Raw genomic sequence first — 24228 nt, 5'->3', positions numbered from 1 at the left:
GAGAAGGTCAGTTCTGCAGGGCGAAGGTGACGCCGGGGGCCTTCGGGGCCTCCGGGCGCGGCAGCCAGCGGTCGTCGCTCACCGGCAGTTCGCCTTCGAGCGCGGCCAGCACCAGCTCCTTCGCCACCGGCAGCACCTCGGCGACCGGGACGTCGCGCTGCAGTTCCCAGGACAGCGATGTGGTGCCCGCGTCGCGGATGCCGCACGGCACGATGTTGTCGAACGCGGCCAGGTCGGCGTTGCAGTTCAGCTCGAAGCCGTGCATGGTCACGCCGCGCTGGACGCGGATGCCGATCGCGGCGATCTTGCGTTCGATGCCGCGTTCGTCGGCCGGGATCCACACGCCGCTGCGGCCCTCGACGCGGCCGGTGCGCACGCCGAACCGGTCGCACACCGCGATCAGCGCCTCTTCCAGCCGACGCACGTAGTGCATGACGTCGATCGGGTCGGCGAGCTTCAGGATCGGGTAGCCGACCAGCTGGCCGGGGCCGTGCCAGGTGATCTTGCCGCCGCGGTCGACGTCGATCACCGGGGTGCCGTCGGCGGGCCGGTCCTCGGGTTCGGTGCGCTTGCCCGCGGTGTAGACCGACGGGTGCTCCAGCAGCAGCATGGTGTCCGGCCCGGTTTCGTCCGCCCGCGCGGCGAGGATCTCCCGCTGCAGGTCCCAGGCCTCGGTGTAGTCGATCGTCCCGATCTCGCGCACGACGAGGGGCTCGGTGGCGATGCGGCAGCTTGCGCTCGAAGAACTCACCCGTCGAGGCTACGCCTTTCACACACCGGAAAGGGGACCAGCCGGAGTGCGGTCGCTGACACCAGTCCCACGCCGAGCACCGCGAGCACGGCCCCGATCGTGTCGGTGACCCAGTGCACGCCGAGGACGATCCGGCAGGCCGCGGCCAGCACGGTCGCGGCGGCGGACAGCCAGATCGCCCACCGCACGGCCCGCGGCCGGAGCCAGGCGCACAGCAGGACCACGACCAGGCTGGTCGTCGCCACCGAGACGACGTGGCCGCTGGGGTAGCTCAGATCCGGGTACACGCGCGGGCGCTGCCGCTGGAACACCGGCTTGAACGCCAGGCTGGTCAGCCGGCACAGCACCAGCACTACGGCGAGCCGCACGCACAGCGAGAGCTGCGACCGGTCCCGCAGCACGACCGCCAGCAGCACCACGCCGAGCACGTACGGCAGCACGGGGCCGAGGACGTTCGTCACCACGCCCGCGATCTGACCGGCCGGGTGCGTGTCCTGTCCCCGCAAGGCCGTGGCGACCTCGACGTCGAGCTGCAGCGGCTGCCGGTCCACCAGGAAGCCGAGCCAGAGGAACGCGGCGAACAGCACCACTCCGGTGACGATCCACCGGACGCGCGGCATCGTCACGTCGCCGCGGCGAGCGCGCTGTCGACAGTGCGGTGCCGGAATTCGTACTCGCTCGCCTCGAGCTTCCGCGGCACCGCGCGCTGCCCGAACAACGCCATCTCTTCGGCGGCCTGGCCGAGGGCGATCTTCATCGCGATTTCCGGCACCCACCACGGCGCGGGCCGGTGCACCGCGTGGCCGAGGGCCTTGGTGAACTCGGCGTTGGAGACGGGGATCGGGCCGGTGAGATTGACCGGTCCGGACAGCGTCTCGTGCTCCAGGATGTGCACGAGGGCACCGATTTCGTCGTCCAGCGCGATCCACGGCATGAACTGGCGGCCGTCGCCGAGCCGTCCGCCGAGGGCGAAACGGAAGAGCGGGCGCAGCACGTCGAGCAGGCCGCCGCTGCGGGCCAGGACGAGACCGGTGCGGACCGAGACCACGCGGGCGCCGGCCGCCGCGGCGGTCGCGTCCTCCCATTCGACGCACATCTCGGCGAGAAAACCGTTGCCCGGCTTGGTGTCCTCATCGACCACAGTGGACCCGGTGCTGCCGTAGTAGCCCACGGCGGAGGCGTTCACCAGCACCCCGATACCGTGCTCCGCCACCGCTTCGGCGAGCACTTCGGTTGGCTCCACCCGGCTGTCGAGCAGCTGCTGCTTGCGCATTCCGCTCCAGCGGCCGGGCAGCAGCGGGGCACCGCACAGGTTCACCACGGCGTCGATGCCGTCGAACGCGCCGTCGTCGATCCGGCCCGACGGCGGGTCCCAGCCGCGCTCGTCTTCCGCCCGCGCGGTCCGCCGCACCAGCCGGCGCACCTCGTGCCCGGATTCGCGCAGCCGTCCGGTCAATGCGGTGCCGATAAGGCCGCCGGAGCCCGCGATGAGTACCCGCATGCCTCTGATCGTGTCCTATCGGCCCGGTTCGCGCACACCCGGGCGGAGCTGACCGGCGACGTCGGCGGCGGCGGTCAGCAGCACCAGCGCGGGGATCGCGGCGGTCGGCTTGAGCCGGTAGCTGCCGCGGCGGTCCTGCTCGACGAGCCCGGCCGCGGTGAGCGCCTTGAGATGGTGGTAGAGCCGCCCCGGCGAACTGAGTTCCGCGGCTTCCTGCAGCGCGGCCCCGGTTTGCGCGCCGTCGCGGGCGAGCAGCCGGACGAGCGCGATCCGGTCGGTGTTCGCCAGCGCGGCGAGCACCTCGGCGCGCGGCCCGTCCGGCAGCGACAGGACCGCCGGGGTCGTGAGCCGGATTTCCCAGCGCAGCTCGGGATCGGTCAATTCACCCTGATAGCCCACGATCCCCGGCGGACCGTCCTGGACGGGTTCGGCGGGCCGCCCCTCCAATGCGGCCATCCGGCGTTCGAGCGCCGCGACACGCTCGGCGAGGTCTTCGGTCATGCCGGTCAGTGTCCCAGCGCACGCTCCAAAGCCGCGAAGGTGTCCGGGCGGAACAGCGCGTCGACGCACAGCCGCATCAACGTCGGCACGTGCTCCGCGTCGGCGGGCGTCGCGTTCTGCAGCAGGATCGTGCCGGTGCTGGGATCGCGGTCCGGCCACAGCACATCGAACGCCAGCACCAGGACAGTGGACAAGCTGCCGCCCTTGTACAGCAAGGCATCCGCGCCCGGCGGCTTCTGCTCCGGGAACTGGGTGAGGATCTGCTGCGCGAGGACAGCGGCCCGGTCTTCGCTCGCGGCGATCTCCCGGTGCAGCTCGAACAACTGCGCAGCAGTGCCCTGGCCGGTTCCCGCGTCCCAGATTCTGGTGTGTTCGGGGGTCGGCGGATGAGCGAAGACCCGCGGAATCACGGAGGCGCGGAACGACTCGTCGCGGACGAACCGGTTCGTCAGCGCGTCGCCGATGGCGCGGCGGACGGCGCTCGGGGCGCCCGGCGGCGGACAGTACTCGGGCAACACCCACATCAGCGTTTCCCCGCAGAACATCCGGGTGTCGGGGCGGTGCCAGCCGCCGCGGGCGGCGGCGCGGCGCAGAGCCGCTTCACCGAGGCGGGCGTGCAGGTAATCGGCGGCAGCGTTGTCGCTGAGCAGGATCATCAGTTCGGCGATCTTGTGCAGCGGCACTCGCTGCTCCGGATCCTTCGCGACGCCGAACTCGTCGCACGGGATTCCCAGCAGCGTGAGGGCTTCGTGGTGAGTGCCCTGGCCGAGGATGCCGTCGCCGAAGAACGGATGCCGGGCGTCCCAATCGCCGACGCGCACGGGCTCGTCCGGATCGAGTCTGCCTTCGGCGACCGCCGTGGTGTAGGCGAGCAGATGCACCACCTTGACCGCGGACGCGAGCGGGCGTCGCTGGTCTGGCAGGTGCTCGAAGCGCCTGCGGTCGGAGAAAACCGCTGACACGTCGTCGCGGTGCGCCGCGAGCCGGGCGAGCCAGCCTTCAGGAGTGGATTGGTCCGGGGGATCGGCCAGCGCGAGCGAGGGCAGAACGAACGTGGCGGCCCCCGCTGCTGCGACCGACGTGAGCAAGCTTCGTCGAGTGAGCATGCCGAGCAGCCTACTCCGGTATTCCGGAATTCCGGATTAGCCGAAAGTAGGAGAAACGGCGAAGGCCCCCGCACTCGGGCGAGTGCGGGGGCCTTCGGCCGGAGAACTACCGGATCAGAGACCCAGCTCGTCCTCGAAGTTGCCCTCTTCCAGCCGCTGCTTGATCGTGGTCAGGAAGCGGCCGGCGTCCGCGCCGTCGACCAGGCGGTGGTCGTAGGTCAGCGGCAGGTACGCCATCGAGCGGACCGCGATGGTGTCGTTGCCCTCGGCGTCGCTCACCACGACCGGGCGCTTCACCACGGCGCCGGTGCCGAGCATGCCGGACTGCGGCTGCACGATGATCGGCGTGTCGAACAGGGCCCCGTTGGAGCCGATGTTCGTGACGGTGAAGGTGCCGCCGATCAGCTCGTCCGGCTTGATCTTGTTGGCCCGGGCCCGCGCCGCCAGGTCGGCGATGCGGTGCGCGAGACCGGCGAGGCTCAGCTCGCCCGCGTCGTGGATCACGACCGAGAGCAGGCCGCGCTCGGTGTCCACCGCGATGCCCAGGTGCACGGCGCCGTGGTAGGTGATCTCCTTCGTGTCCTCGTTGTAGGACGCGTTGACGTTCGGGTGCTGCTTGAGCGCCTCGACGGTCGCCTTGGCGAAGAACGGCAGGAACGTGAGGTTGACGCCCTCGCGCTCCTTGAACGCCGCCTTCGCGCGCTGGCGCAGCTTGGCGATCTTGGTGACGTCCACCTCGTGCACCTGCGTGAGCTGCGCGGAAACCTGCAGCGACTCGCGGGTCTTGGTGGCGGTGATCTGCCGGATCCGGCTCGCCTTCTGCACGGTGCCGCGCAGGGCGGCGACCTCCGGCGACACCGCGGCGGCGCGCGGCGCGGACGGAGCGGCGGCGGCCGGGGCGGCTGCCGGAGCGGAAGCAGCCGGGGCCGGAGCCGCCTTCTGCTTCGCCTCGGCCGCGGCGAGCACGTCCTGCTTGCGGATGCGGCCGCCGACTCCGCTGCCGGTCAGCGACGCGAGGTCGATGCCGTGCTCGGAGGCGAGCTTGCGCACCAGCGGCGTGACGTACGGGCCGTCGGCGGATTCCGCCGGGGCCTGGGCGGCCGGAGCGGGCTTGCTCTCCTGCGCCGGAGCCGGGGCCGGAGCGGCAGGCGCCGGAGCCGGAGCCGCCGGGGCCGGGGCGGGCTTGCTTTCCTGGACCGGGGCCGGAGCGGGCTCGGGTCCCGGAGCGGGAGCGGGCTTGCTCTCCTGCGCGGGCGCGGCGGCCGGGGCGGCGCCCGCGTCGCCGATGACCGCGAGCACTCCGCCGACCTCGACGGTCTCGTCCTCGCCCGCGCGGATCTCCAGCACGGTGCCGGCGACCGGCGACGGGACCTCGGTGTCGACCTTGTCGGTGGAGATCTCGAGCAGCGGCTCGTCGACCTCGACCGACTCGCCGACCTGCTTCAGCCAGCGGGTGACGGTGCCCTCGGTGACGCTCTCGCCCAGTTCGGGCAGCTTCACCTCGGTGCCCGAACCGCCCGCGGCCGGAGCGGTGTCCGGCTGCGACGGAGCGGACTCGGCCGGGGCGGATTCGGCCTGGGCAGGGGCTTCCTGCTGCTGCGGCGCGGGCTCCGGTTCCGGCTCGGCCTGCTGGGCCGGGGCGGAGGACTCGGGCACGCCGCCGGTGCCGTCGTCGATCACCGCCAGCTCGCCGCCGACCTCGACGGTGTCGTCTTCCTTGGCGCTGATCTTCACGACCGTGCCTGCCACCGGCGACGGTACTTCGGTGTCGACCTTGTCGGTCGAGATCTCGAGCAACGGCTCGTCGACCTCGACGGTGTCGCCCTCCTGCTTCAACCACCGGGTGACGGTTCCCTCGGTGACGCTCTCGCCGAGCTCCGGCAGCGTGACGGAGTAGGCCATTGTTCGCTGGCTCCCTTGATCGCTAAGACGTGGTCTGGATTGTGCTGGTTGCGCGTCAGCTGTGCACGTGCAGCGGCTTGCCCGCGAGGGCGAGGAACGCTTCGCCGAGTGCCTCGGTCTGCGTGGGGTGCGCGTGGATCAGCGGGGCGACGTCCTCCGGGAACGCCTCCCAGCTGTAGATCAGCTGCGCTTCGCCGATCAGCTCGCCGACCCGGTCGCCCACCATGTGCACGCCGACGACGGGGCCGTCCGGGGCCTTCACCAGCTTCACGCCGCCGGAGGTCTTGAGGATCTGGCTCTTGCCGTTGCCACCGAGGTCGTAGGTGAACGTGGTGACGTCCGAACCGTACTTCTCCTTGGCCTGGGTCTCGGTGAGCCCGACCGACGCGACCTCGGGGTGCGAGTAGGTGACGCGCGGGATGCCGCGCTCGTCGATGGCGCGCGGGTTCAGCCCGGCGATCTCCTCGGCCACGAAGATGCCCTGCTGGAAGCCGCGGTGCGCGAGCTGGAGGCCCGGCACGATGTCGCCGACCGCGTAGACGTTCGGCAGGTTGGTGCGCAGCCGGTCGTCGGTGAGCACGAAGCCGCGGTCGATCTGGACGCCCGCCTCCTCGTAGCCGTGCCCGGCCGAGTTCGGGCCGCGGCCGACGGCGACCAGCAGCAGGTCGGCCTCCAGCGTTTCGCCGGACTCCAGCGACACGCTGACGCCGTTGTCGTCCTGCTTCGCGCCGGTGAACCGGACGCCGGTCTTGAAGGCGATCTTGCGGCGGCGGAACGCGCGCTCGAGCTGCTTGGAGGCGTACTCGTCCTCGTTCGGGACCAGCCGCGGGAGCGCCTCGACCACGGTGACGTCGACCCCGAAGGAGGCCCACACGCTGGCGAACTCCACGCCGATCACGCCGCCGCCGAGCACGACGACCTTCTTCGGCACGTAGTCCAGCGTCAGCGCCTGCTCGCTCGCGATGATGCGGCCGCCGAGCTCCAGGCCGGGCAGGGTGCGCGAGTACGAACCGGTGGCGAGGATGACGTTCTTGCCGGTGTAGCGCGTGCCGTCGACCTCGACGGTGGTGCCGCCGACGAACCGGCCGGTGCCCTCGACGAGGTTCACCTTGTGCGCCTTGGCCAGGCCCTGGAGGCCCTTGTACAGCCGGGAGACGATCCCGTCCTTGTACTTGTTCACCCCCGCGATGTCGATGCCCTCGAACACGGCCTTGACGCCGAAGGTCTCGGCGTCGCGGGCCTCGTCGGCGACCTCGGCGGCGTGCAGCAGGGCCTTGGTCGGGATGCAGCCCCGGTGGAGGCAGGTCCCGCCCAGCTTGTCCTTCTCGATCAGCGTGACGGAAAGGCCCAGCTCGGCCGCGCGGAAGGCCGCGGCGTAGCCGCCCGATCCGCCTCCCAGGATCACGAGGTCGGCGGAGGTGTCGCTCACTTCAATAACTCCTCGGCAGCGATAGGGGTGGAGCTTCGGTCGCCGCGGCACCCGGTATAACCGCGCGCGCGACAACAGCCATCTTGTCACTACGCCGATCGGCGTTGCGACCTAGCCGGGCCAAGGCGGTGCTGCGACACCGGCCACACGTCCGACCGGGAATAATGGAGTTCGGACTCTCGCCGGAAGAAAGGTGGTCGAAGTGGGGATCTTCGACTCGTTGCGCCGCCGCGGCAGACGCGGCGCGGGCACGGGAGCGGGCCGCTCCGGGGGCTCGAGCGATACCCGTTACCTGGAGGAATGGGCTGCTGCGCGTCGTGGGGTGGAGGCGTATGTCGAGCCGCCGACCACGGTGACTGACACCACTGTGGTGCTTGTCGCCCATGACGGGGAATGGACCCGCCGGCGTATTGGGAGCTTCGACGCGGCGCAGCGGTTCGGGCATAAGCACACGATTCCTGTGTATGAGGCTGCGCGGGTTGGTTATCCGAAGCGGATGCGGGAGTACACGGAGAGGCAGAAGCGGCGGCCTGGTGGTTGAGGTTGGGCTGTTGTCGGTAGCGGCTCGTCGCCTGGCGGCGACATTGCCTGCCTTGGTTGCGTGGGGCACCCCGAAGCTTGATTGTGCTGACGGTTCGGGGGTGCTTGTCAAGGCGGGAAAGATGCCTTGACAAGCACCCCCGAACCGCAGGGGAGCTTCGTATCGGGGTTGGGGGAGGGGCTGGGTGCCTCGCTCGTTGGGTGCATCGGCTGCGGTAGAGGGGCTGGGTGCCTCGATAGTGGGTGCATCGGCTGCGGGTTGGGTGGGGGTCGGGCTAGCGCCCCAATGTGGCATTGGGTGCGTTAGATGCACCGAATGCCGCATTGGGTGCGTGGGATGCACCGAATGCCGCATTGGGTGCGTCGCGGTCCGTGAAGGGCTCCTTGAGGGAATCTAGGTCCGTGAAGGAGCCCTTCACGGACCGGTGGCTGGTCGTGAGGGGAACTCTGGGGGAATCTGGGTTCGTGAGGGTGGCCCTCACGGACTTTGGTGGCTGGGTGAGTCAAGCGCTCGCTTCCAGAAGCCGGTGGTGGTGTTCCAGCAGTGCGCGAAATGATGCGTGCGCGGTGCTGCCGTAGGTGAGGTCCACTTCGACTGCTCGCCAGCTGTCACCGGTGTGGGTGAGCAGGATTGTCGCGGGATCGGAGACGATCACGACGGATCCGTCGGCGCGCAAGTCGCGGGCGGGCAGTAGGCGGGGGAACACTACGTCCGCGGGTAAGCCGTCTGCGAGTGTCAGGAACTCGCGGTAATCGTCGGGCAGGCGGAGGCCGAGGCGTTGTTCGGCGGCGGCCAAGTCTGCGGGTGGCGTCGGGGCGGGGGCGGGTTGTCCGCGCAGGCGGAGGATCGCTGCGATCAGTTCTGCGAGGCTGGCCGGGCCGGTCGGGTGGCGTTCGCGCAGGGCGGCGATCAGTGCGCCTGCGCATTGGTCCGGCCATTCGGAACCGAGGGCGAGTGGGTCTGCGCCGTTGATTAGTTGGGTAGTGAGTGAGCGGGTGGCGGCGAGGGTGACGACGTCTGGGGTGGGGTGGTTTTCCACGAGGGTGGCCCATGCGTCGAGGTCGGCGGCGGCGAGTGCGTCGCGTATCGGGTCGGGGCGCTTGGGGGCGATCGCGGAGACTGCGCCTGCGACTGGTGAGCCGTCGAAGAGACCGTCCAAATCGGACACTCGGCGGGCGAGGAAAGCTTGGTGGGCTTGCTCTTCTGCGTCCAGGTCTAGCGGGACGAGGGCGTCTGCCCATTGTGGACGGTCGCCGCGGGCCTCGAAGAGCATTGCCCAGGCGCGGGCGTGCACGGCGTCGTCGGCGAGTGCGGACGTTGGGCGGCCGGTTACCGCGTGCCATTGCGTGACAAGGCGGTCGGCGGCGTCGGTCGCGCCTGCGGTTGCCAGGAGGAGCGCGGCGTGGGCGATCCTGCGGTCAGCGGCGGCCTCGTCGGCGGTGAGCACGTCGCGGACGGCGGTTTCGAGGTAGTCGTCGCGCTGCATGTCGCGAGCGTGCCACACGGCCGCGGACACGACGGAGGCCCCGCACCGGGCGTGGCTGCGGGGCCTCCGGGGTCAAAGAGGTCGATCAGCCCTGGTCGGCGATGTCCGCCAGCACCGCGGCGATGGTGCGGACCGGGATGCCGGTGCCGCCCTTGCCGGTGTAGCCCCACGGGCCGCCGGAGTTGAAGGCCGGGCCTGCGACGTCGAGGTGCGCCCACGGCAGGTCCGCGGGCACGAACTCGCGCAGGAACACGCCCGCGACGAGCATGCCTGCCCAGCGCTGGCCGGTGACGTTCGCGATGTCCGCCAGCCGCGAGTCCAGGTCGGCGCGCAGTTCGTCGGGCAGCGGCATGGCCCAGCCGCCCTCGCCGGTGGCCTGCATGATGCCCGCGACGCGGTCGCGGAACTCGTCCGAGCCCATCACGCCGGAGATCCGGTTGCCCAGCGCGACCACCTGCGCGCCGGTCAGCGTGGCGGTCTCGATCAGGTAGTCCGGGTTCTCCTCGGCCGCCCGCACGATCGCGTCGGCCAGCACGAGGCGTCCCTCGGCGTCGGTGTTGAGCACCTCGACGGTCTTGCCGCCGTACATGGTCAGCACGTCGCCGGGACGGTAGGACGTGGCCGAGGGCAGGTTCTCCGCCAGCGGGATGTGCGCGGTGACCTCGAGCGGGTACTTCAGCTTCGCGGCCAGCACGACCGACGCGAGCACGGCGGCCGCACCCGACATGTCGGAGGTCATGTGGTCCATGTTCGCGGCGGGCTTCAGCGAGATGCCGCCCGAGTCGAAGGTGATGCCCTTGCCGACCAGCGCGACCTTCTTGCGCGCCTTGGCCGGCTTCCAGCTGACCCGCAGCAGGCGCGGCTGCCGCGACGAACCGCCGCCCACGCCGAGGATGCCGCCGAAGCCCTTGCGCTTGAGGGCCTTCTCGTCGAGCACCTCGAAGTCGAGGCCGTTCTCGTCGGCGAGCTTCTTCGCGCGGTCGGCGAAGGAGGCCGGGAACAGGTCGTTCGGCGGGGTGTTGATCAGGTCGCGGGCGATGATCACCGACTCGGCGATGAACCCGGCCGCCTTCAGCGTGGCCTTGTGCTCGCGCGCGGTGCCCTCGGCCGGGCTGACCAGGTCGGCCTTCGCCAGCGGGCCCTCGCCCTTCTCCGAGCGGTACTCGGTGAAGACGTACGCGCCCAGCGCGATGCCTTCGGTGGCGGCGTGCAGGTCGAGCGCCGACAGCGTGACGAACGCGCGCTCGGTGCCGTTCAGCGCGCGGGCCGCGGCGCCGGCCGCGCGGCGCACCTGCTCGGCGGTGATTACGCCGTCCTGCGGCTTGCCGAGGCCGACCGCCAGCACGACGCTCGCGGGCAGCTTGCCCAGCGTCGGCAGCTTCACGATCTCCTCGGCCTTGCCGGTCGCGCCGAGCGTGCCCAGCACCTCGGCGAGCTTGCCGTCGAACGCCGCGTCGGCGACCTCCGCGCCGGCGGCGAGCTCGAGGCCGCCCTCGCCCTGGAGAGTGCCGATCACGACGACGTCGGCGCGGGTCTTGCCCAATGCCGCACCCGTGTTCTCGGAGAGGGCAAGCTTCGGCACGGTCACTTCTGGCTCCTCGCGACGTCGCGGTGGTGCCGGGCGATCTGCCCGGTCGATCGTGAGCCATGCTAATGACAAAGCCATCCGGACGGGGGAAGGGGGATCGCGGTGCGGCTCGCGGGAGCACTCCTGGTGACGCTGGCGGCAGGCGCCGCCGGGGCCGGGTTTTGGGTGCTCGGCGGGGTTTTGCTCGCCGCGCTGATCGCGGTCGCGGCTTCCCGGCTGCCCGCGCTCGGCGATGATCCGGCCGCCCGGATCGTCGGCGGATTATCCCGGCTGGCCCAGATCGTCGTGCTCGCGCAGGCCTTCGGCGCGTACGTGTTCCCAGTGCAGCCCGGATACGCCGCCGCTGCGCTCGTGGTGTTCGTCGCGGCGGCGGATTTCGCCGGGCTGCGGCTGCCGGATCTGCTGGTCAAGTGGGTGCTCGGCGTGCTGCTGGCCGCCGCGGCGGTGCTCGTGGCGATGTGCCTGGCGGTCGCTCCGGTTGCGCAAACGGGCGGAATCGGCACGCCGCCGGTGGCCGGGATCGTGGTCGCGGCGTTGTTCCTGCTGCCGTTCCTCGTTCCGGAACCAGGGGAGCGGAGCACCGGACGCGCGCTCGTGCTGAGTCTGGTCGCTGTGGCGGTCACGGCGGTGACGCTGCTGCAGCTGGGTCCGGTCCGGCTCGGACTGTCCGGGACCGCGATGCGGGATCTGCTCTCCGCGGCGGACGCCGGACAGCTCCAGCCGTTGCTAACGGTGATCGCAGTGCTGGCGACTCTTCCCGCGGCATTCACGACTTTCGTCGGTGCTCGACAGCGGTTTGCGCCGTCCGGCGGGGCTCCGGTCGCGATAGCCGCGGTGCTGGCAGCGGTAGCCGCGGCGTTCGTTCCGCTGTCGGCGGTACTGCTCGTGGCGGGCCTCGGCGCGGTGGCGGAACTGCTGCTGCGGGTGCGGGTTCGCCGCTACCGTGGCGTCCATGACTGAGCACCGCTGGGCGCCGGGACAGACAGTCGTCGAACGTTTCGTCCGCCCGGACGGCAGCATCGGCCAGCATCATCCGCTACGCGTGCTCTCCGACGACGGCGAGACGCTGCTCGGCTGGCTCCCGCTCGGCACGCCGATCGTCGGCAGCAGGCTCGCGGACGGCCGCTCATTGCGGGAAGCGCCGCTGGAACAACGGTTCCGCGAGCCGCGCGTATGCGTGCCGGACATCTGGCACGGCTCCTCGACGCTGCGCCTGATCCCGGAGCGGGCGTGGTCGTCGGTGTGGTGGTTTTTCGAGCCGGACGGCCGGTTCCGCGACTGGTACGTGAACCTCGAACTGCCGCGCGGGCGCACCGAAACCGGCCCGGACCGGATCGACGGCGTCCTCGACCTGGTCGTGACGCCGGGCGCGGGCTGGGAATGGAAGGACGAGGACGAAGCGGAGGCGGCCCTCGACGCGGGGCGGTTGACCACCGCCGACCTCGACCAGTTGCGCGCGGAAGGCGAACGGATGGGCGCGCTGGCCGAGCGGGGCGCGTACCCGTTCGACGGCACGCACACCGATTTCCGCCCGGACCCGGACTGGCCCGCCCCGGCGCTGCCCGCCGGGCTGTGCTGACCGCTGCCGCTTACTGGGCCAGCAGGACCAGCGCGATGAACAGCACGATGTTGACGACGAGCAGGATCACCACGGATTTGGTCGGCAGGTTCTTGGTGATCACCTTGCCGTGCAGGTTCTTCCACCAGTAGATGCCGAATCCGGCGACGACCAGTCCGAGGAAGAAGCCGAACCCGCTCGAAAGCAGGCCCCAGCCGACCATCCCGAGCAGTCCCGCGCCGAAGGTCAGCAGGGCGGCGGCGCCGAAGGTCTTGACGTCCGGCCCGGCCCCGGTTTGGCGTGCTGGTTGAGTGCTCACGCCGACCATCGTAGTGGGGTGACGCTGCGAGCGCGGGACAGTGCGGCGAGTAAAACCACAGGACTTCCGACTAACGTGCTTCCGACCAAGCGCTATCGTTTACGCATGACCACAGCGACGCAGTTCACCCACGTTCCGAACCCGAGCCCCGCGAGTCCTGAACGCGTCGCCGAGGTACTTGCCAAGCCGGGGTTCGGCACGCATTTCACCGACCACATGGTCACCGTGCGCTACAGCACCGAAAAGGGCTGGCACGACGCCAAGGTCGGGCCGTACGAACCGTTCACCCTCGACCCGGCCACGTCCGTGCTGCACTACGGGCAGGCGATCTTCGAGGGCCTCAAGGCCTACCGCCAGCCGGACGGCACGATCGCCGCGTTCCGGCCGGACGCCAACGCGCAGCGGTTCCGCGATTCCGCCGAGCGGCTCGCGATGCCGCAGCTGCCGGTGGAGACCTTCGTCGACGCGCTGCGCGAGCTGATCGCCGTCGACGAGCGCTGGGTGCCGACCCGCCAGGGCGACTCGCTGTACCTGCGCCCGTTCATGATCTCCACCTCGGCCGGTCTCGGCGTGAACAGCCCGGCCGACGAGTACGTCTTCGCGGTGATCGCCTCGCCGGCCGGCTCGTACTTCAGCGGCGGCGTCAAGCCGGTCAGCGTGTGGCTGTCCACCGAGTACGTGCGCGCGGCCCCCGGCGGCACCGGCGCGGCGAAGTGCGCGGGCAACTACGCGGCGTCCTTCGTGGCGCAAGCGCAGGCCGTCGAAAAGGGCTGCGACCAGGTGGTGTGGCTGGACGCGGTCGAGCGCCGCTGGGTCGAGGAGATGGGCGGGATGAACCTGTTCTTCGTCTTCGGCTCGGGCGACGACGTCCGCGTGGTCACCCCGGAGCTCACCGGTTCGCTGCTGCCGGGCGTCACCCGGAAGTCGTTGCTGCAGCTGGCGAAGGACGCCGGGCACAAGGTCGAGGAGCGCCGGATCTCCACCGACGAATGGGAGAAGGCGGCCGCCTCGGGCGAGCTGACCGAGGTGTTCGCGTGCGGCACGGCGGCGGTCATCACGCCGGTCGGCCACGTGAAGCACGGCGGCGGCGAGTTCTCGATCTCCGGCGGGCAGCCGGGCCCGGTCACCATGGCCCTGCGCGAGCAGCTCGTCGGCATCCAGGAAGGCACCCGCCCGGCCCCGTCCGGCTGGATGACCCCGCTCACCTGAGGTTCCAGCTGTCCGTGAAGGGCTCCTTGCGGGAATCTGATTCCCGCAAGGAGCCCTTCACGGCTTTCAGGACGTGAGCGGGCCGGAGACGCCGGATTGCTCGTGCGTCGTCATCTCGGCGAGCACGCGGCTGGCCATCATCAGCAGCGGCAACGCGGTGACCGCGCCGGTGCCTTCGCCGAGGCGGACGTCGAGGTCGAGCAGCGCCCCGAGGTCCAGGTGCTCCAGCGCGAGCGCGTGCGCGGGTTCGCCGGTGAGCTGACCGGACATCCACCAGCGGCGCGCGCCGGGCGCGAGTTCTTCGGCGACGAGCGCGGCGGAGCAGACCACGAGCCCGTCGAGCACCACCGGCGTGCGGCGAACCGCTGCCTGCGCGAGAAAGCCCGTCATCGCGGCGATATCGGCCCCCGAGGACGTCCGCAGCAGCGCGAGCGGGTCGGCCAGCACCGCGCGGGCCCGGCGCAGCGCGTCGCGGACCGCGGCGGCCTTGCGCATCCAGGTGTTGTCGTCGATGCCCGAACCCCGGCCGACCACGGCGACCGGTTCGCTGCCGGTCAGCGCCGCGACCAGCACCGACGCCGGGGTGCTGTTCCCGATCCCCAGGTCGCCCGCGATCAGCAGGTCCGCGCCGCCGTCGACCTCCGCGTCGGCGATCTTGCGGCCGGCTTCGACCGCGGCGCGCACCTCGGCGTCGGTGAGCGCGTCCTCGACGTCGATCGAGCCGGAACCGCGGCGCACCTTGAACTCGCCGATCGACCGCATCGCGGATTCCTCGGTGTCCACCGCCATGTCGACCACGCGCACGCCCGCGCCCGCCGCCGCGGCGAGCACGTTGATCGCCGCGCCGCCGGTCAGCATCGTCCCGACGAGCTGCGACGTGACCTCCCGCGGATACGCCGAGACGCCCTTCTTCGCGATGCCGTGATCGCCGGCGAACACGACGACGCGCGGGCGGGTGAACGGCCGCGGCGGCGCCTGGCCCTGGCACGAAGCGATCCAGACGCCCAGCTCTTCCAGCCTGCCGAGCGAGCCCGCCGGTTTGACGAGCTTGTCGTGCAGCGCGATCGCGCCCGACCGGGCCAGGTCGCTCGGCGGTTCGATCTCGCCGAACTCGATGCCCGTTTCGCCGGTGTCCACAGCCAGGTTTCCTTTCGCCGCTGGGCGTCCCGGCGCCCAACCTACCGCCGCGCGGGCAGGGCCCTTAGGGTCGGTCGGCGTGCGGGAATCGACGGCGGCCGGGGTCGTGCTGGCGAGTGGTGCGGGGACCCGGGTCGGGGCCGCGCTGAACAAGGTCTACCTGCCGGTCGCGGGCAGGCGGGTGGTGGCGTGGTCGCTGGACGCGTTCGCCGCCGTGGCCGGGATCGGCGTGCTGGTGCTGGTGATCCGGCCCGAGGACGCGCCGCTGGCCGAGGAGGTGCTGGCCGGGACGAGCGCTCCGGTGGAGATCGTGACCGGCGGCCCGACACGGCAGGCCTCCGAGCTGAACGCGCTGCGCCATCTCGCGCCGCGGATCGCCGACGGGACAGTGGATTCCGTGCTGCTGCACGACGGCGCCCGGCCGTTGGTGACGCCGGAGCTGATCGCCGCGGTGCTGGAACGGACCAGGGAAGACGGGGGAGCGGTGCCGGGACTGGCCGCGGACGACGTGGTCTCGATGGCCGGGCCGGACACGGTGGCCGGCCCGCTGCCCGGCGCGATCCGGGTGCAGACCCCGCAGGGCTTCCGGGCGCGACCGCTGCTCGCGGCGTACGAACAGGCCGCCGAGGAAGGGTTTCTGGGCACCGACACGGCTTCGTGCATGGAGCGGTTCTCCGCGCTGCCGGTGCGGTGGGTGCCCGGCAGCGCGGAGAACGTGAAGATCACCTATCCGCACGACCTCGCGGTGGCGGAGCGGTTCCTGCTGCGCTGATCAGGGGGAAACGGTGAGCGCCGGGTCGGTGACCACGACGTCGCCCAGCGCCTCGTCGATCGCCGTGAGCAGCTCCGGCTCGAGCTTCACGCCGGCGGCCTTGACGTTGTCGTGCACCTGCTCCGGCCGCGAGGCCCCGATGATCGCCGACGCGACGTTCGGGTTCTGCAGCACCCACGCGACGGCCAGCTGTGCCATCGACAGCCCGGCGTCGGCCGCCAGCGGCTCCAGCTTCGCGACCGCGGCGAGGGTCTTCTCGTCGAGGAAGCGCTTGACCATGTTCGCGCCGCCGTTCTCGTCGGTCGCGCGCGAACCGGCGGGAAGCGGCTGACCCACCTTGTACTTGCCGGTCAGCACGCCCTGCGCCACCGGCGACCAGACGATCTGGCTCAGGCCCTCGCGCTCGGAAGCGGGCACGACCTGCGATTCGATGACGCGCCACAGCATCGAGTACTGCGGCTGGTTCGACACGAACGGGATCTTCAGCTCGCGGGCGAGCGCCGCGCCGCGGGAGATCTGCTCGGCGTTCCACTCCGAGACCCCGATGTAGAGCGCCTTGCCCTGGCGGACCAGGTCGGCGAACGCCTGCATCGTCTCTTCCAGCGGCACCGTGCGGTCGAACCGGTGCGCCTGGTACAGGTCGACGTAGTCGGTGCCGAGCCGCTTGAGCGACGCGTTGGCCGACTCGAGGATGTGCTTGCGCGAGAGACCCTTGTCGTTCGGGCCCTTCGGACCGGTCGGCCAGAAGACCTTGGTGAAGATCTCCAGGCTCTCCCGGCGCTGCCCCTTCAGCCCGCGCCCGAGCACCGACTCCGCGGCGGTGTTGGCGTAGACGTCAGCCGTGTCGAAGGTCGTGATGCCCGCGTCGAGCGCCGCCTTGATGCAGGCTTGCGCCTGGTCCTCCTCGACCTGGGACCCGTGGGTCAGCCAGTTGCCGTAGGAGATCTCACTGATGTTGAGGCCGCTGCGGCCGAGACGTCGAAACTCCATGCCGACAGCGTAAACGTTTCGTTCGCGAGGCTAACGACCTGTGTGCCGCACGGCTCAGTTCGGGATCGGGTCCCCGGCCTTGAGCCGCGGCTTCGGCACGCGCAGCTTGCGGATCTGGCTCGCCCGGACGAACGCGTACCAGCCGACGCCGCGGGTGGCGGTCGCCGGTTCCTTCGGGAAGCGCTCGCGGACCAGCTTCGAGATCTTGCGGCCGTTCACGAAGCCCTCGATGGCCATGACCAGCAGCATCGCCATGCAGACCAGGGTGATGTACTGCTGCACCGCCGGCGCCGGGACCAGCAGCGCGAGGAACACCAGGATCGCCAGCGGCATGAACAGGCCGAGGATGTTGCGCCGGGAGTCGACCAGGTCGCGCACGTACGCCTTGACCGGGCCCTTGTCGCGCGGCGGCAGGTACTTGTCGTCTCCCGACATCATCCGCTCGCGGCGCACGCGGGCGGCTTCCTTGCGGTCTTCCTTGCTGACCGGGTTGGCCTTGCGAAGCTCCTTGTTGCGCTTCATCGCTTCGCGCATGGAGGTGGGCGGCGCCGCGACCGGCCCGCGCCTGCGTCCTTCGGCCTCGCGGCGCTTGGGCGTCGCCTTGCCCTTTCCCGGCGTGTACGACTTGCTCGTGGCCGGGGAATCGGCCACGGCGGTCTCGGCCGCGGAGTCTTCGGCGGCGGGGTCAGTGGTGCTTCGGCGCAGGAACCTCACCTCACCAGGGTATTGCAGGCGTCACGGCTTTGTTCACCAGGTCGTTCCATATGCGACGATGGAGGGGAACAGATCGGGCGAGTCCCGTGTTGTGCCTAGGACACGAGATGTACCCGCAGCGAGTTCGACCAAGAGGGAGTGCCATGACGACCGCTGAGCAGACCGGTGCGGCTGCGGCCGAGACCGCCGAGGAGACCCACGGCGTGACGTTGACCGACGCCGCGGCCGCCAAGGCGAAGGCGCTGCTCGAACAGGAGGGCCGCGACGACATGCACCTGCGCATCGCCGTGCAGCCCGGCGGCTGTGCTGGCTTGCGCTACCAGCTGTTCTTCGACGAGCGCACGCTCGACGGCGACCTGTTCCGCGACTTCGACGGCCTCCAGGTCGCCGTGGACCGGATGAGCGCGCCTTACGTGTCCGAGGCCGTGATCGACTTCGTCGACACCATCGAGAAGCAGGGCTTCACGATCGACAACCCGAACGCCACGGGTTCCTGCGCCTGCGGCGACAGCTTCCACTGAGCCCAGAGCCGGAAAACGGGCCCCGCGCGATCCGCGCTGGGGCCCGTTCTCGTTTCCGGCGTTCCCGGCCGGCTCAGACGTAGGCGTCGAGATCGGCGACCTGTGCGTGGCAGGCGTCGTCGACCGTCCACGGCCGCGCGGCCCTCGGGCGCGGCAGCCGGGCCTGGTCGGCGGGCTGTTCGGGCTGCAGCGTGGACGGCAGGTGGGCGCAGTCGGCGATCAGGTCGCCGAGGGTTTCCGGTTCGGTCGCGAGGTTCACTCCAGCCACGCTATTCAGCCGGACTTGAACGGGAAACGAGTACCGGCCGGTAGTGTCGGAACGTGGCGCGGAAACTACCCGGAAGGGTCATGACCAGCGGGTAACTTGCGTCAGGGCGCGAAAACGACAGCTCATCCACCCCGTGAGGAGAACCGGTGGCAGACAAGCCCAGGATCGCCGTGTCCGGCAGCATCGCTACGGACCATCTGATGCACTTCCCGGGGAGGTTCGCCGAGCAGCTCGTCGCCGAGCAATTGCACCGGGTGTCGCTGAGCTTCCTCGCCGACGACCTCGTCGTGCGCCGCGGCGGCATCGGCGCGAACATCGCGTTCGGCCTCGGAGTGCTCGGCGTCGAGCCGGTGCTCGTCGGCGCCGTCGGCCAGGACTGGGCGGACTACCAGTCGTGGCTGCAGCGCCACGGCGTGGACACCTCGGGCGTGCTGGTTTCCGAGGTCGCGCACACCGCGCGGTTCGTGTGCACCACGGACGAGGACATGTGCCAGATCGCGACGTTCTACGCGGGCGCGATGGCGGAGTCCCGCAACATCGAGATGGGGCCGATTTCGGATCGCGTCGGCGGGCTGGGGCTGGTGCTGATCAGCCCGGACGATCCCGAGGGGATGGTCCGGCACGCGCAGGAGTGCCGTCAGCGGGGGTACACGTTCGCGGTCGATCCCTCACAGCAGCTGGCCCGGATGGACGGGGCGCAGGTGCGGTCGTTCGTGGAGGGGGCCAAGTACCTGTTCAGCAACGACTACGAGTGGGAGTTGCTGCTGCAGAAGACCGGCTGGACCGAGGCCGACGTGCTGGAGCGGGTCGGGCTGCGGATCACCACGCTGGGGGAGAAGGGCGTGGAGATCGTCGGGCGGGACGGGACTGCGTTGCAGATCGGAGCGGTGCCGGAGCGGGGGAAGGCTGATCCCACTGGGGTCGGGGATGGGTTCCGGGCTGGGTTCCTTGCCGCGGTTGACGGCGGGTTGAGTTTGGAGCGGGCGGCGCAGTTGGGGTGTTTGATCGCTGTGCTGGTGCTGGAGACTGTGGGGACGCAGGAGTGGCGGCTGGAGCGGGGCGAGGCGTTGACTCGGCTGCGGGAGGCGTTCGGGCCTGAGGCTGCTGAGGAGATTGCGGCGGTTTTGCCTGCTTGATTCTGCGGCGGGGGCCTCGTCGCCTGGCGGCGACATTGGCGCGTGGTTGCGTGGGGCACCCCGAAGCTTGATTGTGCTGACGGTCGGTGGGTGCTTGTCAAGGCGGGAAAGATGCCTTGACAAGCACCCACCGACCGCAGATGCGCTTCGTATCGGGGTTGGGGGAGGGGCTGGGTGCCTCGCTCGTTGGGTGCACCGGCTGCGGTAGTCGGGCTGGGTGCCTCGTTCGTTGGGTGCGCCGGTGCGGTTTTAGGGTCGTGAAGGGCTCCTTGAGGGAATCTGATTCCCTCAAGGAGCCCTTCACGGAGCTCGCTAGAGCTTGACTGGGTAGGCCGGTTCCGGGATTTCCGGCTTGATGCGGTGTTCCACGAAGATGCCGTGCCACAGCATGAAGACCAGCAGGGCCCAGAGCTGGCGGCTGCGGTCCAGCTGGCCTTCCTTGTGTTCGTCCAGCAGGCGCAGCACTGCGGTTTTGTCCAGCAGCTCGTCGGTCTTCGAGTCGTTGATGATGCCGCGGGCCCAGTCGTACATCTCGTTGCGCAGCCACAGGCGGATGGGGACCGGGAAGCCCAGTTTCTTCCGGTTCAAAACGTGGCCGGGGATGATCTTCGCGAGGGCCTGGCGCAGTGCGTACTTGGTGGTGCCGTGCGCGAGTTTCTGGTCGAGCGGGATCGAGGCGGCGACCTTGAACACCTCGGCGTCCAGGAACGGCACGCGCAGTTCCAGCGAGTTCGCCATGGTCACCTTGTCCGCCTTGACCAGGATGTCGCCGCGCAGCCAGGTGTACAGGTCCACGTGCTGCATGCGGGCCACCGGGTCCCAGCCTCGGGACACGTCGTACCAGGGGGCGGTGACGTCCTTGAAGCCGACGCCTTCCTGGTACGTCCGCAGCACGGCGCGCAGCTGCTCGTCGCGGAAGTTGCGGGCGTTGCCGTAGTAGCGGTCTTCCAAGGGGAGCGCGCCGCGGCGCAGCAGGTCCTTGCCTCGGGTGCCCTCCGGGATCTTCGTGGACACCTTGCCCAGCAGTTTTCGCACGCTGCCGGGGATTTTCTCGAACGGGGCCAGCGAGATCGGCTCGCCGTAGATCGTGTAGCCGCCGAACAGTTCGTCCGCGCCTTCGCCGGACAGCACCGCCTTCACGTGCTTGCGGGCCTCGCGCGCGATGAACCACAGCGGGACCAGCGCCGGGTCCGCGACCGGGTCGTCCAGGTACCAGACGATGAGCGGCAGCGCTTCCATCATCTCGTCCGCCGACACCGTGCGGACCACGTGCTTCACGCCGATCGCGGCTGCCGATTCCGCGGCCACGTCCACCTCGGAGTAGCCCTCGCGCTCGAAGCCGGTGGTGAACGCGATGAGGTTCGGGTTGTGCTCCTTGGCGAGCGTCGCGGTCGCGGTGGAGTCGATGCCGCCGGAGAGGAACGCGCCGACCGTCACGTCCGGGTCCGAGATCATGTGCTTGCCGACCGAGTCGCGCATCACATCGGCGATGCGCTCGTACAGCGCCTCGGCCTCGGCGGGGCCGTTCACCGGCTTCGCGGCGAACTTCGGGTGGAAGTAGCGGGTGAACTCGGGCTTCCCGCCCGGCGAGAGCCGGAACGAGGTGCCGGACTCGACGCGGCGGATCGCGGTGTGCAGCGACTCCGGCTCCGGCACGTACTGCAGGACCAGGTAGTGCTGCAGGGCCTTGCGGTCCAGCTCCTGCGCGACGCCGAGCGTGTCCGACAGCTCAAGCAGGCTCTTCTTCTCGCTGGAGAACGCGGTGCCCTTCGGGCCCTCGCTGTAGTAGAGCGGCTTGATCCCGAATGGGTCGCGCGCGCCGAAAACGGTCTTTTCCGCCGAATCCCAGATCAGGAACGCGAACATGCCGCGCAGCTTTTCGACCGCTTTGTCCCCGAGGTAGTGATATGCCGCGACGATCGCCTCGCCGTCGCCTTCAGTGGCGAATTTCGCACCGAATTTTTCGGCGAGCTCCTCGCGCAGCTCGCGGTAGTTGTAGATCTCGCCGTTGAAGTTCAGCGTGTAGCGGCCGGGAGCCTCCGGCGGACCCCACACCAGCGGCTGGTGCGCGTGGTCGACGTCGATGAAGGCGAGCCGGTTGAAGCCGTACACGACCTCGGCATCGGCCCAGGTGTCCTGCTCGTCAGGGCCGCGGTGACGCTGGCAGCGCATCGCCGCGCCGACGCTCGCACGGGCCGCCGCGGCGTCGTTTTCGGTCGCGCAGATCAGTCCAAGCAGGCCGCACACGTGTACTCACACACCTCAGGGTCGGGCCGGTCCGGGGAAGGGCCCAGTATGCCGGTGCGGGGCGACTCGCCCGGAAAGCGGGTGACGCGTGGCGCAACTGGTCACCCCTTGGTCAGCGGGAGCGGCCAACTCGGCTAGGCTCCGCCTGTCACGAAGATCGGTCGAAGAAGGCCCGGTGTGAGAGGGCCTGTTGGGTGAAAGGGCAGGGCGCAGTGGGAAAACCAGAGCGCACCCCGGTGGGTAAGCGGGTCGGGCGTGTCGCCGCGCTGGCCGTGCTGGTGGCGCTGACCGCGACGGGCTGCTCGGGAGACGAGATCCTCCGCTTCGGCTGGCCCAAGGGCGTCACGCCGCAGGCCGACCAGATGCGCACCCTCTGGACGTGGACGGTCGTCGCCGCGCTCGTCGTCGGCGCGATCGTGTGGGCCCTGATCTTCTGGACCGCGATCTTCCACCGCAAGAAGAAGGGCGCGGCCGCCGAAGGTCCCGAGGACCTCCCGCGGCAGTTCCAGTACAACATCCCGCTGGAGATCTTCACGGTCGTCCTGCCGACGATCATGGTCTGCGTGCTGTTCTTCTTCACGGCGACGACCGAGAGCAAGGTCCTCGACAAGAAGCCGAACCCGGACGTCGTGGTCGACGTGATCGCCTTCCAGTGGAACTGGGAGTTCAAGTACGAGGGCGACGCCGCCAAGCGCGCCGACGGCACCCAGGTGAGCACCGTCGGCTCCTCCGGCGAGATCCCGCTGCTCGTGCTGCCGACGAACAAGACCATCGAGTACCGGCTCCGTTCGACGGACGTCATCCACTCGTTCTGGGTCCCGGAGTTCAACTTCAAGCGCGACGTGATGCCGGACCCGGAGAAGAACAACCAGGACAGCTCGTTCCAGAACTCGATCGACCGCGAAGGCTCGTTCGTCGGCCGCTGCGCCGAGCTGTGCGGGACGTACCATTCGGTGATGAACTTCGAGGTGCGCGCCTTGTCCCCGGACAAGTTCGACCAGTACCTCAAGCTGCGCACCGAGACGAACCCGAAGACCGGCAAGCCGAACACCGCGTCTGAGGCGCTGGCTTCGATGAACTGCGGCGAGCTGTGCAGCCCGTACGCGGTGACCACGAAGCCGTTCAACACCGACCGCACCGCGCGCACCGCGTCCAACTGACGGCGAACCAGAAGGAGCAGGGGACCAATCCCATGAAGGTCGAAGCCCGGATTTTCTACATGGTGGCGGGGTTTGCCGTCCTCATGACCGCCGTCTACTGGGTCATGACCGCGCTCTTCACCACCGACCAGAAGGCTGAGCCGGTCGGCATCGTCGCGCTGTTCCTGACCGGCGGCCTCGCGTTCCTCGCCGGCAGCTACATGCAGTTCGTGTCCCGCCGGATCGAAGAGCGCCCGGAGGACCGCGAGGACGCCGAGATCAGCGACGGCGCCGGCGAGCTGGGCTTCTTCAGCCCGGGCAGCTACTGGCCGGTCGCGCTGGCCGCGGCGGCCGGGCTGGCCGGCCTCGCCCTCGCGTTCTTCCACATCTGGCTGCTCGTGATGGCGATCGTGGCGCTGCTCATCGCCGTGGGCGGCCTGGTGTTCGAGTACCACACCGGTCCCGAGCACGAGCACGACTGAGTTTTTCCGCTTCACCGCGACGCCCGGCTGGGAATCCCCGGCCGGGCGTTTCGCGTATCCGGCTTCACGCGCTGCGGAGCGAGCGCCGCGGCGAGCACCGCCAGCATGCCCAGGCCCTCCGGCCAGGTGAGCCGGTGGCCGAACGCCAGCATGTCCACCACGACCGCGACCACCGGGTACAGGTAGGACAGCAGCGCGACCGTCGTGGTCGGCAGCTTGCCGATGCTGGCGTACATCAGCACGTACATCACCGCCGTGTGCACCGTGCCCAGGAGCAGCAGCCACAGCAGTCCCGGAGCCGAACTCGGCAGCGGCGTGAACATCAGCGCGGGGGCGAGCACGATCGCGCCGACCGTCAGCTGCACTGCCGCGAGCAGATGCGGCCGGATGTGCTTGAGCTGCTTCGCGATGAAGGACGCACCGGCGTAGAGCAGGGCCGCGCCGAGCGCGAGCGCGATTCCGGCGAATCGCACGGGTTGTCCGTCATCTCCTTGTGCGGAAAGGGAAATCACCACAACTCCGGCGAACGCGATGCCCGCCCGCGCGAGGTGCGAACGGCCGACCTTCTCGCCGAGGAACACCGCCGCCATTCCGACGAGGATCAGCGGCTGGGTGTGATAGACGACCGTGCTGACGCCGATGGAGGACAGCGAGTAGGACGCGAACAGCAGCACCCAGTTGCCGACCAGCAGCAGCCCGCCGGCGATCGCGAGCAGCAGGTCGCGGCGGGTCGGCCGCCAGTCGCGGAACCAGCCCCTGGCGAGGGACCACACGACCAGCAGGACGCCGCCGACGAGGCAGCGGGCGAACGCGACCGCCGGGGCGGCAGCGCCGCTTTCGAGCACGACCGCGCCGATCGTGCCGGACAACGCCATCGCCGCGGACCACTGCAGGACCGGGCGGGATTCGGGGTTCTTCATGCGACCCAGAT

General features: G+C 70.1%; 25 protein-coding genes. 9 read left to right on the top strand and 16 right to left on the bottom strand.

All coding sequences use genetic code 11. The features are described 5' to 3' along the window. Positions 1-7: 7 nt before the first annotated feature. From lipB to lpdA, 7 genes are all read right to left on the bottom strand, one after another. Positions 8-751 (bottom strand): lipoyl(octanoyl) transferase LipB, encoded by a 744-nt coding sequence (gene lipB / locus DMP23_RS06390; RefSeq protein WP_037809504.1) that lies wholly within the window; start codon positions 749-751, stop codon positions 8-10. Then, positions 748-1377 carry a phosphatase PAP2 family protein gene (locus tag DMP23_RS06385; protein ID WP_337820434.1) on the bottom strand — a complete coding sequence of 210 codons (630 nt, stop codon included), beginning with the start codon at positions 1375-1377 and terminating at the stop codon, positions 748-750. Before DMP23_RS06385 ends, lipB begins: the two co-directional genes overlap by 4 nt. Further along, the gene (locus DMP23_RS06380) at positions 1374-2252 is read right to left on the bottom strand and encodes a TIGR01777 family oxidoreductase (RefSeq protein WP_337820433.1); all 879 of its coding nucleotides are present in this window, start codon (positions 2250-2252) and stop codon (positions 1374-1376) included. The genes DMP23_RS06385 and DMP23_RS06380 overlap by 4 nt, the downstream gene beginning before the upstream one ends. Positions 2253-2267: 15 nt before the next feature. Beyond that, the gene (locus DMP23_RS06375; RefSeq protein WP_037809509.1) at positions 2268-2753 is read right to left on the bottom strand and encodes an ArsR/SmtB family transcription factor; all 486 of its coding nucleotides are present in this window, start codon (positions 2751-2753) and stop codon (positions 2268-2270) included. 5 nt (positions 2754-2758) lie between these two features. Continuing rightward, positions 2759-3859, bottom strand: a complete 1101-nt coding sequence (locus DMP23_RS06370; RefSeq protein ID WP_337820432.1) for a serine hydrolase — start codon at positions 3857-3859, stop codon at positions 2759-2761. Positions 3860-3973: 114 nt separating this feature from the next. Further along, a complete protein-coding gene (sucB, locus tag DMP23_RS06365; protein WP_337820431.1) occupies positions 3974-5761 on the bottom strand; it encodes a 2-oxoglutarate dehydrogenase, E2 component, dihydrolipoamide succinyltransferase in 1788 nt (595 codons plus the stop codon). Between the two features lie 55 nt (positions 5762-5816). Continuing rightward, positions 5817-7190 (bottom strand): dihydrolipoyl dehydrogenase, encoded by a 1374-nt coding sequence (gene lpdA / locus DMP23_RS06360; protein WP_337820430.1) that lies wholly within the window; start codon positions 7188-7190, stop codon positions 5817-5819. Between the two features lie 193 nt (positions 7191-7383). On the opposite strand from lpdA, the gene DMP23_RS06355 reads away from it, so the two are divergent. Next, positions 7384-7731, top strand: a complete 348-nt coding sequence (locus tag DMP23_RS06355) for a hypothetical protein (protein ID WP_043827645.1) — start codon at positions 7384-7386, stop codon at positions 7729-7731. Between the two features lie 502 nt (positions 7732-8233). Here DMP23_RS06355 and DMP23_RS06350 read toward each other — a convergent pair. After that, on the bottom strand, positions 8234-9217 hold the full coding sequence (locus DMP23_RS06350) for an SMI1/KNR4 family protein (RefSeq protein WP_337820429.1): 984 nt from the start codon (positions 9215-9217) through the stop codon (positions 8234-8236). Between the two features lie 85 nt (positions 9218-9302). Next, the gene (locus tag DMP23_RS06345) at positions 9303-10805 is read right to left on the bottom strand and encodes a leucyl aminopeptidase (RefSeq protein ID WP_337820428.1); all 1503 of its coding nucleotides are present in this window, start codon (positions 10803-10805) and stop codon (positions 9303-9305) included. 102 nt (positions 10806-10907) lie between these two features. Between DMP23_RS06345 and DMP23_RS06340 the strand changes: the two genes are divergently transcribed. Beyond that, positions 10908-11765 carry a sulfatase gene (locus tag DMP23_RS06340; RefSeq protein ID WP_337820427.1) on the top strand — a complete coding sequence of 286 codons (858 nt, stop codon included), beginning with the start codon at positions 10908-10910 and terminating at the stop codon, positions 11763-11765. Then, entirely contained in the window at positions 11758-12384 is a 627-nt protein-coding gene (locus DMP23_RS06335; protein WP_337820426.1) for a DUF402 domain-containing protein, read from the top strand. The genes DMP23_RS06340 and DMP23_RS06335 overlap by 8 nt, the downstream gene beginning before the upstream one ends. Before the next feature lie 10 nt (positions 12385-12394). Here DMP23_RS06335 and DMP23_RS06330 read toward each other — a convergent pair whose 3' ends face one another. After that, entirely contained in the window at positions 12395-12691 is a 297-nt protein-coding gene (locus tag DMP23_RS06330) for a hypothetical protein (RefSeq protein ID WP_337820425.1), read from the bottom strand. A 96-nt stretch (positions 12692-12787) separates the two neighbouring features. Here DMP23_RS06330 and DMP23_RS06325 point away from each other — a divergent pair, with 96 nt between their 5' ends. Then, positions 12788-13891 (top strand): branched-chain amino acid aminotransferase, encoded by a 1104-nt coding sequence (locus DMP23_RS06325; protein WP_037809520.1) that lies wholly within the window; start codon positions 12788-12790, stop codon positions 13889-13891. Between the two features lie 66 nt (positions 13892-13957). On the opposite strand, the gene cobT is transcribed toward DMP23_RS06325, so the two are convergent. After that, the gene (cobT, locus tag DMP23_RS06320; RefSeq protein WP_037809521.1) at positions 13958-15028 is read right to left on the bottom strand and encodes a nicotinate-nucleotide--dimethylbenzimidazole phosphoribosyltransferase; all 1071 of its coding nucleotides are present in this window, start codon (positions 15026-15028) and stop codon (positions 13958-13960) included. A gap of 79 nt (positions 15029-15107) precedes the next feature. Between cobT and DMP23_RS06315 the strand changes: the two genes are divergently transcribed. After that, positions 15108-15800 (top strand): IspD/TarI family cytidylyltransferase, encoded by a 693-nt coding sequence (locus DMP23_RS06315; protein ID WP_134733545.1) that lies wholly within the window; start codon positions 15108-15110, stop codon positions 15798-15800. On the opposite strand, the gene DMP23_RS06310 is transcribed toward DMP23_RS06315, so the two are convergent. Beyond that, positions 15801-16790, bottom strand: a complete 990-nt coding sequence (locus tag DMP23_RS06310; RefSeq protein ID WP_037809525.1) for an aldo/keto reductase family protein — start codon at positions 16788-16790, stop codon at positions 15801-15803. It abuts the gene before it with no gap. A gap of 54 nt (positions 16791-16844) precedes the next feature. Beyond that, on the bottom strand, positions 16845-17504 hold the full coding sequence (locus tag DMP23_RS06305) for a DUF3043 domain-containing protein (RefSeq protein WP_337820424.1): 660 nt from the start codon (positions 17502-17504) through the stop codon (positions 16845-16847). Between the two features lie 143 nt (positions 17505-17647). Here DMP23_RS06305 and DMP23_RS06300 point away from each other — a divergent pair, with 143 nt between their 5' ends. After that, a complete protein-coding gene (locus DMP23_RS06300; protein ID WP_037809530.1) occupies positions 17648-18025 on the top strand; it encodes a HesB/IscA family protein in 378 nt (125 codons plus the stop codon). A gap of 73 nt (positions 18026-18098) precedes the next feature. On the opposite strand, the gene DMP23_RS06295 is transcribed toward DMP23_RS06300, so the two are convergent. After that, complete coding sequence (locus DMP23_RS06295) at positions 18099-18284, bottom strand: hypothetical protein (protein WP_037810040.1); 186 nt, start codon at positions 18282-18284, stop codon at positions 18099-18101. 155 nt (positions 18285-18439) lie between these two features. Between DMP23_RS06295 and DMP23_RS06290 the strand changes: the two genes are divergently transcribed. Beyond that, positions 18440-19429 (top strand): carbohydrate kinase family protein, encoded by a 990-nt coding sequence (locus tag DMP23_RS06290; RefSeq protein ID WP_037809531.1) that lies wholly within the window; start codon positions 18440-18442, stop codon positions 19427-19429. Between the two features lie 312 nt (positions 19430-19741). On the opposite strand, the gene asnB is transcribed toward DMP23_RS06290, so the two are convergent. Beyond that, positions 19742-21676: an asparagine synthase (glutamine-hydrolyzing) gene (gene asnB / locus DMP23_RS06285; RefSeq protein ID WP_337820423.1), complete on the bottom strand. Its 1935-nt coding sequence runs from the start codon at positions 21674-21676 to the stop codon at positions 19742-19744. A gap of 212 nt (positions 21677-21888) precedes the next feature. Between asnB and ctaC the strand changes: the two genes are divergently transcribed. Further along, positions 21889-22836 (top strand): aa3-type cytochrome oxidase subunit II, encoded by a 948-nt coding sequence (gene ctaC / locus DMP23_RS06280; RefSeq protein WP_051728682.1) that lies wholly within the window; start codon positions 21889-21891, stop codon positions 22834-22836. A 32-nt stretch (positions 22837-22868) separates the two neighbouring features. Further along, on the top strand, positions 22869-23297 hold the full coding sequence (locus DMP23_RS06275) for a cytochrome c oxidase subunit 4 (RefSeq protein ID WP_337820422.1): 429 nt from the start codon (positions 22869-22871) through the stop codon (positions 23295-23297). 11 nt (positions 23298-23308) lie between these two features. Here the strand turns inward: DMP23_RS06275 and DMP23_RS06270 are convergent, their stop codons facing one another. Beyond that, a complete protein-coding gene (locus DMP23_RS06270; RefSeq protein WP_336159222.1) occupies positions 23309-24217 on the bottom strand; it encodes a DMT family transporter in 909 nt (302 codons plus the stop codon). Between the last annotated feature and the right edge of the window lie 11 nt (positions 24218-24228).

The sequence above is a fragment of the Amycolatopsis sp. A1MSW2902 genome (genome assembly GCF_017312175.1).
In the GTDB taxonomy this organism is placed as follows: domain Bacteria; phylum Actinomycetota; class Actinomycetes; order Mycobacteriales; family Pseudonocardiaceae; genus Amycolatopsis; species Amycolatopsis nivea.
This window is presented reverse-complemented; position numbering and strand designations above follow the sequence as displayed.

Excerpts from the sequence above, each read along its gene's own strand:
- DMP23_RS06310 (WP_037809525.1), bottom strand. The coding sequence starts at position 16,790 with ATGGAGTTTCGACGTCTCGGCCGCAGCGGCCTCAACATCAGTGAGATC.
- DMP23_RS06335 (WP_337820426.1), top strand. The coding sequence starts at position 11,758 with ATGACTGAGCACCGCTGGGCGCCGGGACAGACAGTCGTCGAACGTTTC.
- sucB (WP_337820431.1), bottom strand. The coding sequence starts at position 5,761 with ATGGCCTACTCCGTCACGCTGCCGGAGCTCGGCGAGAGCGTCACCGAG.
- DMP23_RS06330 (WP_337820425.1), bottom strand. The coding sequence starts at position 12,691 with ATGGTCGGCGTGAGCACTCAACCAGCACGCCAAACCGGGGCCGGGCCG.
- DMP23_RS06300 (WP_037809530.1), top strand. The coding sequence starts at position 17,648 with ATGACGACCGCTGAGCAGACCGGTGCGGCTGCGGCCGAGACCGCCGAG.
- DMP23_RS06375 (WP_037809509.1), bottom strand. The coding sequence starts at position 2,753 with ATGACCGAAGACCTCGCCGAGCGTGTCGCGGCGCTCGAACGCCGGATG.
- DMP23_RS06350 (WP_337820429.1), bottom strand. The coding sequence starts at position 9,217 with ATGCAGCGCGACGACTACCTCGAAACCGCCGTCCGCGACGTGCTCACC.
- DMP23_RS06270 (WP_336159222.1), bottom strand. The coding sequence starts at position 24,217 with ATGAAGAACCCCGAATCCCGCCCGGTCCTGCAGTGGTCCGCGGCGATG.
- DMP23_RS06275 (WP_337820422.1), top strand. The coding sequence starts at position 22,869 with ATGAAGGTCGAAGCCCGGATTTTCTACATGGTGGCGGGGTTTGCCGTC.
- DMP23_RS06325 (WP_037809520.1), top strand. The coding sequence starts at position 12,788 with ATGACCACAGCGACGCAGTTCACCCACGTTCCGAACCCGAGCCCCGCG.
- DMP23_RS06370 (WP_337820432.1), bottom strand. The coding sequence starts at position 3,859 with ATGCTCACTCGACGAAGCTTGCTCACGTCGGTCGCAGCAGCGGGGGCC.
- DMP23_RS06380 (WP_337820433.1), bottom strand. The coding sequence starts at position 2,252 with ATGCGGGTACTCATCGCGGGCTCCGGCGGCCTTATCGGCACCGCATTG.